11 protein-coding genes are annotated in these 9,197 nt (G+C 73.4%); 5 read left to right on the forward strand and 6 right to left on the reverse strand.

From position 1 onward, the window contains the following. Window positions 1-131: 131 nt before the first annotated feature. Window positions 132-575: a hypothetical protein gene (locus ACFV0Q_RS33020; protein WP_385010403.1), complete on the forward strand. Its 444-nt coding sequence runs from the start codon at window positions 132-134 to the stop codon at window positions 573-575. A gap of 58 nt (window positions 576-633) precedes the next feature. On the opposite strand, the gene ACFV0Q_RS33025 is transcribed toward ACFV0Q_RS33020, so the two are convergent. Next, complete coding sequence (locus tag ACFV0Q_RS33025) at window positions 634-1,311, reverse strand: FadR/GntR family transcriptional regulator (protein WP_385010405.1); 678 nt, start codon at window positions 1,309-1,311, stop codon at window positions 634-636. A gap of 63 nt (window positions 1,312-1,374) precedes the next feature. On the opposite strand from ACFV0Q_RS33025, the gene ACFV0Q_RS33030 reads away from it, so the two are divergent. The 4 genes from ACFV0Q_RS33030 to ACFV0Q_RS33045 all read left to right on the forward strand — a co-directional run bounded on the left by ACFV0Q_RS33030 (window position 1,375) and on the right by ACFV0Q_RS33045 (window position 3,798). Continuing rightward, window positions 1,375-2,664 (forward strand): CynX/NimT family MFS transporter, encoded by a 1,290-nt coding sequence (locus ACFV0Q_RS33030; protein ID WP_385010407.1) that lies wholly within the window; start codon window positions 1,375-1,377, stop codon window positions 2,662-2,664. Window positions 2,665-2,669: 5 nt separating this feature from the next. Next, complete coding sequence (locus ACFV0Q_RS33035) at window positions 2,670-2,789, forward strand: SGM_5486 family transporter-associated protein (protein ID WP_385010409.1); 120 nt, start codon at window positions 2,670-2,672, stop codon at window positions 2,787-2,789. Between the two features lie 168 nt (window positions 2,790-2,957). Next, window positions 2,958-3,188: a hypothetical protein gene (locus tag ACFV0Q_RS33040; RefSeq protein ID WP_385010410.1), complete on the forward strand. Its 231-nt coding sequence runs from the start codon at window positions 2,958-2,960 to the stop codon at window positions 3,186-3,188. An 88-nt stretch (window positions 3,189-3,276) separates the two neighbouring features. Then, entirely contained in the window at window positions 3,277-3,798 is a 522-nt protein-coding gene (locus ACFV0Q_RS33045; RefSeq protein WP_385010411.1) for a SixA phosphatase family protein, read from the forward strand. 64 nt (window positions 3,799-3,862) lie between these two features. On the opposite strand, the gene ACFV0Q_RS33050 is transcribed toward ACFV0Q_RS33045, so the two are convergent. The 5 genes from ACFV0Q_RS33050 to serB form a co-directional block, all read right to left on the reverse strand. Next, the gene (locus tag ACFV0Q_RS33050; protein WP_385010413.1) at window positions 3,863-4,693 is read right to left on the reverse strand and encodes a tryptophan 2,3-dioxygenase family protein; all 831 of its coding nucleotides are present in this window, start codon (window positions 4,691-4,693) and stop codon (window positions 3,863-3,865) included. Continuing rightward, window positions 4,686-5,633: a diiron oxygenase gene (locus ACFV0Q_RS33055; RefSeq protein WP_385010415.1), complete on the reverse strand. Its 948-nt coding sequence runs from the start codon at window positions 5,631-5,633 to the stop codon at window positions 4,686-4,688. Before ACFV0Q_RS33055 ends, ACFV0Q_RS33050 begins: the two co-directional genes overlap by 8 nt. Next, window positions 5,630-6,907, reverse strand: a complete 1,278-nt coding sequence (locus tag ACFV0Q_RS33060; RefSeq protein WP_385010416.1) for an aminotransferase class I/II-fold pyridoxal phosphate-dependent enzyme — start codon at window positions 6,905-6,907, stop codon at window positions 5,630-5,632. Before ACFV0Q_RS33060 ends, ACFV0Q_RS33055 begins: the two co-directional genes overlap by 4 nt. Further along, window positions 6,907-7,713 carry an SDR family NAD(P)-dependent oxidoreductase gene (locus tag ACFV0Q_RS33065; RefSeq protein WP_385010417.1) on the reverse strand — a complete coding sequence of 269 codons (807 nt, stop codon included), beginning with the start codon at window positions 7,711-7,713 and terminating at the stop codon, window positions 6,907-6,909. The genes ACFV0Q_RS33060 and ACFV0Q_RS33065 overlap by 1 nt, the downstream gene beginning before the upstream one ends. A gap of 237 nt (window positions 7,714-7,950) precedes the next feature. Continuing rightward, on the reverse strand, window positions 7,951-9,150 hold the full coding sequence (gene serB, locus ACFV0Q_RS33070) for a phosphoserine phosphatase SerB (protein WP_385010418.1): 1,200 nt from the start codon (window positions 9,148-9,150) through the stop codon (window positions 7,951-7,953). Window positions 9,151-9,197: the final 47 nt, after the last annotated feature.

The following is a 9,197-nucleotide window of genomic DNA, read 5'->3' on the forward strand; positions in this document are numbered from 1 at the left end:
GGGGCCGCGCGGCATCGTTCGATCAGATTTTCGCCGTCTGACCGGATCTCCTCGAGTCGAAAACCGGGACAGATGCCTGCAAACTGACCCCGTCGGGATCTTCCCGGCTGCTTCGGGGAGGAGGTACTGGCGTGCGCGCGAGGCCGAGCCGAGCGGTATCGCTGCTGGTCACCTCGGTGATCCTGACCGGACTCCTGATCCCCGGAGCCATCGCGCAGCCCGGTGGCGCGGACGCGGAAGCGGGCCCGGAAGCGGGCTCCCGAGCGGCGGCCCCGGCCGTCGTGGACCTCGCCGACATCCCCGCCGAGCCACCCGTACGGCCCGCTCCGGCCGCGCCCCGGGAGCTCTACGGCGCCGACTGCGACACGGAGATCGACGGCTCGCAGGTGGTCGCGTACTGCCACAACGGCTACCCCGAGACCGACCTGCTCCGCCTGCACGTGGAGTGCGACCGCTGGTGGGACCTGGACGCGGACAGCGCCGCCGTGCCCCTGGACCCGGCCGGCCGGGTCAGGCTCACCGGGCGCTGCTGGAAAGAGGTCCGCACGGCCTGGGTGAGCCACCAGCGGCCCTGAGGTCCGCCCGGTGCCCGCCGGACGCCCGCTCGGCGCCGGCCCGGCTTCGGCGTCCGGCTCAGCCGCGGCCCTTGCCCAGGCAGACGAAGGGGTAGCCCGCGGCCTCCGAGGCCGCCGCGTCCCCGTCCCCGCGCCGGATCGCCTCGATCAGCCGGGCGTGGTCCAGGTGGTCGGCCGGGTGGAGCACGGTGCCGACGTCCGCCCGCAGCCAGTCCGCCACCAGGTCGCCGAGGTCCGCGTACAGCTCGATCAGCACCTCGTTGTGCGAGGCCGTCACCACCGCCATGTGCAGCCCGACGTCCGCCCCCACGAACAGCTCCGCGTCCCCGCTCGCCCAGGCCTCCTCGCGCCGCGCCAGCAGTGCGTCCAGCTGTACGAGGTCCCGCTCGGTGCGCCGCTCCGCGGCCAGCCGGGCCGCCGAGGACTCCAGCGTCGAGCGCAGCTCCGCGATGTGCCGCGGGTCGGCCCCGGCGAAGCGGCGGTGCATCACCCCGGCCAGCTCGCTGGTGGCGATCACGTAGGTGCCCGAACCCTGGCGGATGTCCAGCAGCCCGTTGTGCGCCAGCGCGCGGACGGCCTCCCGTACGGTGTTGCGGGCTACGCCCAGCAGCTCCACCAGCTCCGGCTCGGTCGGGATGCGGCCCCCCACCGGCCACTCGCCGGAGGTGATCTGGTTCCGGAGCTGGGCGATCACCTGATCGACGAGCGCGGATCGCCGGGGCGAGGTCAGCGGCATGTGAGCGGGATCCTCTCGGGGACGACTGGACAACCAATCATCCCATGATTCTATGATGGTTCAATGTCCGACGAAGAAGTCCAGACCATGAACCGTCAGGCGGCCGTGCACACGCGCCGCGACGAGGCCCTGCCCGCCTCCGCCCACGTCGCCCCCAAGTGGCTCGGCCCGGTACTCATCGTCGGAATCGTGCTGGCCGCCCTCAACCTGCGGCCCGCCATCACCAGCCTCGGCGCCCTCTTCGAGGAGACCCGTACCGGCCTCCACATGAGCGGCACCGTCGCCGGACTGATCACCTCGGTGCCCGCGCTGTGCTTCGCCGTCTTCGGCATCACCGCGCCCCGCCTCTCCCGCCGTTTCGGCCCCGCCGCCGTCGTCTGCGCCGGCATGGCCGCCGTCGCCGCGGGCCTGCTGATCCGCCCCTTCGCGGACAGCGCCGCCGCCTTCCTCGCCGCCAGCGCCCTGTCCCTGGCCGGCATAGCCCTGACCAACGTGCTGCTGCCCGTCATCGTCAAGCGCTGGTTCCCCGACCGCGTCGGCACCATGACCGGGCTCTACTCCATGGCCCTGGCCGCCGGCACCTCCCTCGCCGCCGCCGCGACCGTCCCGCTGACCTCCGCGCTCGGCGGCAGCTGGCGCACCGGGCTGCTGATCTGGGCCGTCCTCGCGCTGGCCGCCGTACTGCCCTGGCTGCCCATCGCCGCCGCGAGCCGCCGCGAGAAGGCCGCCGCGCCCGCCTCCGCCGTACGCGAGGACGCCGGCCCGTCCGTCATCCGCAGCCGCACCGCCTGGGCGCTCGCCTGCTACTTCGGCCTCCAGGCCACCGGCGCCTACGTCACCATGGGCTGGCTCCCGCAGATCTTCCGCGACGCCGGGGTCTCCGCCTCCACCGCCGGCGTGCTCCTCGCCGTCACCATGGTCATGGGCGTCCCGCTGGCCTTCGTCATCCCGCGCCTCGCCGGCCGCATGCGCCACCAGGGCCCCATCGCCGTCACCCTCGGCCTCTTCGGGTTCGCCGGCTACCTCGGGCTCTACCTCGCGCCCGCCGCCGGAGCCTGGGCCTGGGCCCTCCTGCTGGGCATCTCCAACTGCGCGTTCCCGCTCGTCATCACGATGATCGGACTGCGCGCCAAGTCCCCGGCCGGGGTCGTCAAGCTCTCCGCCTTCGCCCAGAGCACCGGCTACCTCATCTCCATCCCCGGGCCGCTGGTCATCGGCACCCTCTACCAGCACAGCGGCGGCTGGGACCTGCCGCTGGCCCTGATGACCGCCCTGCTCGTCCCCCAGATCGCCCTCGGTGTCCTCGCCGGCCGGGACCGCACGATCGAGGACGAATGCGGCATGCGAGACTGACCGACATGTCGCCCGTACTCGAACCGAACCCCCAGAACGGCCACAAGAAGCTCGGCCTCGTGCTCGGCGCGATGCTGCTCGTGACCGTGGTCATCTCCATCATCGCGACCCTCGCCTCCCCCTGAGCCCTCGCCCGGAACCGGCCCGCGGAGCGTGAGGGTGGGGTTAGCCCCACCATCCCCTAGGGGGCCAGGTTCAGGGTCGACTGGGGTGTGCCCCGGATGGGAACCGGCGCCTCGGATCCATAGATTCGAAGCAGCGAGCCCGTCCCAGCGCACACCCCGGAGGCGGCCATGTCGGCCCCCACGCACACCCAGCCCCTCGCGGCCCCGTCCGCCCGCCGCCGCAGCGCGACCCACGCCGGCGCGAGCACCCGGCTGCACTGGTGGGCCCTCGCCCTGCCGGCCCTCGCCTTCGGACTCCTGCTGCTCCTCCTCGCCGGCTCCGGCCAGGCCCAGGCCACCACCGGCGAGGCCTCCGGACTGCTCCAGGTCACCCACCAACTGCTGCGCGCCGTCGGCTGAGCCCCGCGCGCCGGGGCACGCCCCAGCCCCGCCCGCGGCACCTCAACACCCTGCGCCCCGTGGCGCGTTTCATGCGAAGCTGGGAGCCATGAGCGCCGACACACCCCGCAGGATCGCCCTCCTCCGGCACGCCAAGGCCGACTGGCCCGAGGTGTCCGACCACGACCGCCCGCTGGCGGAACGCGGCCGCAAGGACGCACCGGCCGTCGGACTGAAGCTGGCCGAGACCGGCATCGCCTTCGACCTGGCCCTCTGCTCCACCGCCGCCCGCACCCGGGAGACGTGGAAGCTCGCCGTCCAGGAACTCCCGCACCGGCCGAAGACCTCGTACGAGGAGCGGCTCTACGACGCCTCGCTGGGCGAGCTCATCGCCCTGCTGAACGAGACCTCCGACGAGGTGTCCGACCTCCTCGTCATCGGCCACAACCCCGGCATGCACGCCCTCGCCGACGCCCTCTCGGGGCGCGCGGAGGGCGACACCCTGGCGCGGATGACCCGTACGGGCTTCCCGACCGCCGCGCTGGCCGTCGTCTCCTTCACCGGCTCGTGGAAGTCCCTCGAACACGGCGTGGGCACGCTGCTGGACTACTGGACGCCCAAGGAACACTGACCGCACTGCGTACCGCACGCGGCCCGGGGCCACCACGCCCCGGGCCGCCGTACGTCCGGAGCCCTCACCTGCCGGGCGGCGCCGGAACGCCCGCGTCCCGGGCCTCCCACAGCTCCGGGTAGAACCGCCGGTACACCGCCGCCCGCAGATGGGCCACCCCGCTGCTGCCGCCGGTCCCCGGCCGCCCGCCGATCTGCCGTTCCACCAGCAGCGCGTGGCAGGCCCGCCACTCCGTCCAGATCTCGTCGTGGTCCACCAGCGCCTCCGACAGCTCCGCCAGCTCCGCGAACTCGGCCGGGTCACCGTCCCGCGGCGCCGCCGCGAGCCGCCCGTACGCCTCCCGGCGGTCCTCCGGCGTCGCCACCGCGAAACCGGCCTTGCCCAGCAGCGCCACGAACGCCTCCCACAGGGTGGGCTCCGCCAGCCTCCGGCGCAGCCGCTCCCGCTCCGGCGCGCTCAGCCCGGCGATCACCCGGGCCCCGTACTCCCCGCGCACCCAGTCCGCGCCGCACAGCGCCGCGATCTCCAGATACTGCGCCGACTGCGCACCGCTGCTGCTGCCCAGCACCCCGCGGAAGGCGTGGAACTCGCGCGGCGGCATGGTGCGCAGCGGATGGATCCCGGCGATCAGCGCCCGCGTGACGGCCACGCTCCGCACCAGCCGGGCCCGCGCCGGGCGCGCGTCGCCCTCCAGCATCCGGTCGCGGGCGTCCGTCAGGTCGCGCAGCAGCTGCCCGAACCACAGCTCCTGCACCTGGTGGACGGCGATGAACAGCAGCTCGTCGTCGACCCCGTCGGCCAGCGGCACCTGGAGCGCCAGCAGCTCGGGGAGCCGCAGGTAGTTCTCGTAGGTCACAGGGGTTACAGGCGTCACGGGCGTCACGGGCTCAGGCATCGTTCTCCTCCGGGGCGCGCAGTCCGTGGGCGGCGAACGCGTCCGTGGCACCGGGCAGGTCGAAGGCATCGACCTGGGCGCACAGCCGCAGGGTGGAGCGGGAGATCGTCTGGATGCGGTCGAGGCCCGCCCCGCCGCCGTAGCTGTCGGCGAGGACCGCCTCGGTACGGTCCTCGTCCAGGCCGGCCAGCCGCAGGGACACCCGTACGGGCTCCAGGTCCCAGTCGAGGGCCGCGCGGATCATCGCGGGCAGGGCGCGGGCCGCCAGTTCCCGGCGCCGCTGGTCGAGCCGGGCCCACAGCTCCAGGAAGAACGCGGAGAAGAAGCGGTGGTGGCGCCCCTCGTCCTTGGCGTGGTCGCGCATCAGCTCGCGGACCGTGCTCACCACCGTCGGGTCCTGCGGCACCTCGTTGAGTACCGCGGTGATCAGCGTCTCGAAGACCACCGCCTGCAGCTGGCCGGCCAGCAGCGGGTCCTGGGGCAGCAGCCGCCGCCCGCTGTCCTGGAGGGCCGTGACGAACCCGCCGTAGTCGACCTCGGGCACGGCGATCCCGGTGGCGGCCGCGACCTGGTCGGCCAGGTCCAGGCTGTACAGGGCGTGGTAGCCCTCGTCGCAGTACACCTTGAAGGCGTCCATCCGCAGCGCGGTGGGGAAGTGCAGGCCGGAGTTGCCGTTGGCGACGGGCTCGGCGGCCCCGTTGACCACCCGGGTCTCCAGGTGCGTCGTCGAGTGCAGGAACTGGTACAGGTGCCGTACGGAGACCTCGCGGACCCGCTCCGGAGCCAGCGCCTCCACCTCGGGGTGCGCCAGGTGCGGAACCAGGGCGTCCGGGAAGAAGACCCGGCCCTGCTCCGTCTCGGCGTCGAACATCCTCCGTACGCCGCCCCGCACGCCGGCGTTCTCGTACCAGCGGTCGAGGGGACCGGGGGCGGTGCTCATGGGCGCCTTCCGTTCGAGGTCGAAGAGGAGGGGGAGGGGGCGGCGAGGTGGGCGGCGATCCGGCGGACCGCCTCCGCGACCAGCGGGGCCGGGACGGTGTGGCACAGCCGGAACCAGCCCGGCTCGGGCGAGCGGAACGCCCCGCCCGGCAGGATGCTGACCCTGGCCGTCTCGAACAGCCCCCGCCACAGCCGCTCCTCGGCCTCGAAGCCGCCGCCGGGCAGCCACCGGCGCAGGTCCAGCCAGACGGAGAACCCGGCCTCGGCCGGTGCGTACGGGATCCCGTGCGCGTCCAGCAGTGCCACGAGGTGCCCGTACGAGTCCTCCAGCCGGCGGCGGCCCGCCGCGAGGAAGGAGGCCACCCACGCCGGGTCGCCCAACAGGGCGGCGAGGGTGTGCTGGGTGGCGGTCGAGACGGGCGCGAAGTAGGCCATGGCCCGCGCCGCGTCCCGTACCCCGGGGTCGCGGGTGTGCAGGACGCCCGTCTTCAGGCCGGGCAGCCCGAAGTCCTTCGCGAAGCCCCAGACGACATGGGTGCGCCCGGCCCAGTCCGGATTGACCGTGGGGTCGGCGGCGCTGGTGAAGGCGTGCGGGCCGAAGAGGGCGTGGGCGTAGATCTCGTCGGAGATCAGGTCCACGTCGTACGCGCGCACCACGCGCAGCAGCTCGGCCAGCACCTCGGGCGGGTGTACCTCGCCGAGGGGGTTGGACGGCGAGGAGAGCGCGACCGCGCGGACCGTCGTCCCCTCGGCGGCGGCCGCCTTCAGGGCCCGCTCGACCGCTCCGGCCGTCAGCCGGAACCCGTCGGCCGCGTCCAGCGGGGCGGGCAGGATCCGGGCGCCGGAGCGGCCGCCGAGATCGGTGTCGAAGGCCCCGTAGTAGGGGGCGGGCACCACGATCGCCTCGCCCGGATCGCACAGGACGGACGCGATGGCGTCCAGCGCCCCGGTCGCTCCGCTGATCACCACGAGGTCGTCCGCGTCCAGCGGCGTACGGCAGGTCGCGGAGAGCAGGGCCGCGACGCGCTCGCGCAGGAGGCCGGTGCCGTGGAGCGGCGCGTAGCGGGCGGTCGCCTCCGTCATCGGGTCGAGGGCGGCGAGCGCGGCCAGCCGGTCGTCGAGGAGGTCCCACAGGAGGCGGTTCTCCGCGGTGCCCAGGTTGAGGTAGCCGTCGGGGCGTACGTGCGCCTCGTACGGTTCGGCCTCGGCGCGGAAGTGGGCCTCGGCGATGGCGGGGGTGTCGGCGAGGAGGCGGGCGGCCTGTCGGGAGACCATCAGACCCTCCCGCCGTCCACGTCGAGGCCGGTGAGCAGGCCGGGGTGGACGCCGAGGCCCATCGACGCGTCGATGACGGCGCCGTGCAGGGCCGCCGAGTGCTCGCCGGCCAGCCACCACACCTGTTCGGCGATCTCCCGGGACTCGATCATCCGGCCCCGGGGCAGCCGTGCGGTGAGGGTCGCGTGCTCCTCGGGCGAGAGCTTGTCCAGGGTGCTGGCCCGGAACATCGCGGTCTCGACGGCGCCGGGGCACAGGGCGAAGACCTGCACCGGGGTGTGCACCAGCTCGGCGGCCAGGTGCCGGGTCAGGTAGGTGAGGGCGGCCTTGCTCATCCCGTCGGCGGGGTGGAAGCCCGGGAACTGGAAGATCCCGCCGCCCACGCTGGAGATGTTGATGATCTTTCCGGAACCGCGCTCCAGCATGCCGGGCAGCAGCTGCTCCGTGAGCCAGAGCGGGCCCACCGCGTTGATCTGGAAGAAGGCCGAGGCCTTGTGCCGGCCGGGCCCGTCGGTGTATTGGTCGATGGTCTTGGAGCCGACGGCGGCGTTGTTGACCAGGACGTCGACCGGGCCCGGCAGCCGGTCGAACAGCTGCTCGTGCTCCTCCCAGTCGCCCTGGCTGAAGGGGAAGGCCTCCACCTTGGCGCGGCCGGTGAGCGCCAGCTCCTGCACCAGCTCCTCGGCCCGCTCCCGGCCGTTGCGGTACGTGAACCAGACCGTCCAGTCCTCTTCCGATGCGAACCTCTCCACACAGGCCCGGCCGATACCGCCGGAGCCCCCGGTGATGAGCACACTTCGAGTCATCGTGTTCCCCTCGAACGGGCAAGGCTGACCGCACGGGTCAGGGTGTTTGTCCCAAGTGGACGGGGAACCAGGCCAGTTCGGGTCGTGATCGGCCGGACTGTCCCTCGTGCCGATGGAGGGTTCCCGGTCGTCGGGGTGCCCCCGGGACGGCCGGAAACGACCGACGCCCGGCCGGGAGGACCGGCCGGGCGCGTGGAACGGGGAGAACCCGGGGGGAAGAGGCGGAAGCGGTGGGCCTCAGGCCAGGTTGGCCGCTTCCACTTCCTCCCGGGTGATGCCGAGCAGGTACAGCACCGCGTCCAGGAAGGGCACGTTCACCGCGGTGTGGGCGGCCTCGCGGACCACCGGCTTGGCGTTGAAGGCCACGCCCAGCCCGGCCGCGTTCAGCATGTCCAGGTCGTTGGCACCGTCACCGATCGCCACCGTCTGCGCCAGCGGCACCCCCGCCTCGGCGGCGAACCGGCGCAGCAGGCGGGCCTTGCCGGCCCGGTCCACGATCTCACCGGTGACCTTGCCGGTCAGCTTCCCGTCGACGATCTCGAGGGTGTTCGCCGAGGCGAAGTCCAGCCCCAGCCGCTCCCGAAGGTCGTCCGTCACCTGCGTGAAGCCGCCCGAGACCACGCCCACCTGGTAGCCGAGCGTCTTCAGCGTCCGGATCAGCGTCCGGGCCCCGGGGGTGAGCCGCACCTCGGAACGGACCTTGTCCACCACCGACGCGTCCAGCCCCGCCAGCAGCGCCACCCGGGCGTGCAGGGACTGCTCGAAGTCCAGCTCACCGCGCATGGCCCGCTCGGTCACCTCGGCGACCTCGGCCTCGCAGCCCGCGTGGGCGGCGAACAGCTCGATGACCTCGTCCTGGATCAGGGTCGAGTCCACGTCCATCACCACCAGCCGCTGCGCGCGGCGGTGCAGGCCCGCCGACACGACGGCCACGTCGACGCCGATCTGCGCGGCCGTGAGGGCGAGGGCGGTACGCAGGGGCTCCGTCTCGGCGCCCGAGACGGCGAACTCGACCGCCGTCACCGGATACTTCGCGAGCCGGAAGATACGGTCGATGTTGCCGCCGGTCGCGGTGATCCGGGCGGCGATGGTGGCCGTGGACTCCGCGGTGAGCGGGTGCCCGAGCACGGTGACGTGCGAACGGCCACTGCCGCGCGGCCGGTTGTCACCGGTGCCGGAGAGGATCTCCGCCTGCAGCTTGAGCGACTCGGCCCAGCTGTGGACGGTGGCCCGCAGCTCGCCCTCGATGCCGGAGGCGGGCTTGGTGACGAGGGCGCACAGGACGATGCGGCCGCGGGTGACGACCTGCTCGATGTCGACGACATCGACGGAGTAGGCGGCGAGGGTGTCGAACAGCCCGGCGGTGATCCCGGGACGGTCCTTGCCGAAGATCTTGACGAGGAGGGTGGGGACGTCGGAGGTCTGCGAAGCGCTCATGGTGTTCCCACCGTAACCGGCACGCAGTGCCCCACGCCCCCGAGGTC

The sequence above is a fragment of the Streptomyces sp. NPDC059564 genome (genome assembly GCF_042735575.1).
Lineage (GTDB): Bacteria > Actinomycetota > Actinomycetes > Streptomycetales > Streptomycetaceae > Streptomyces.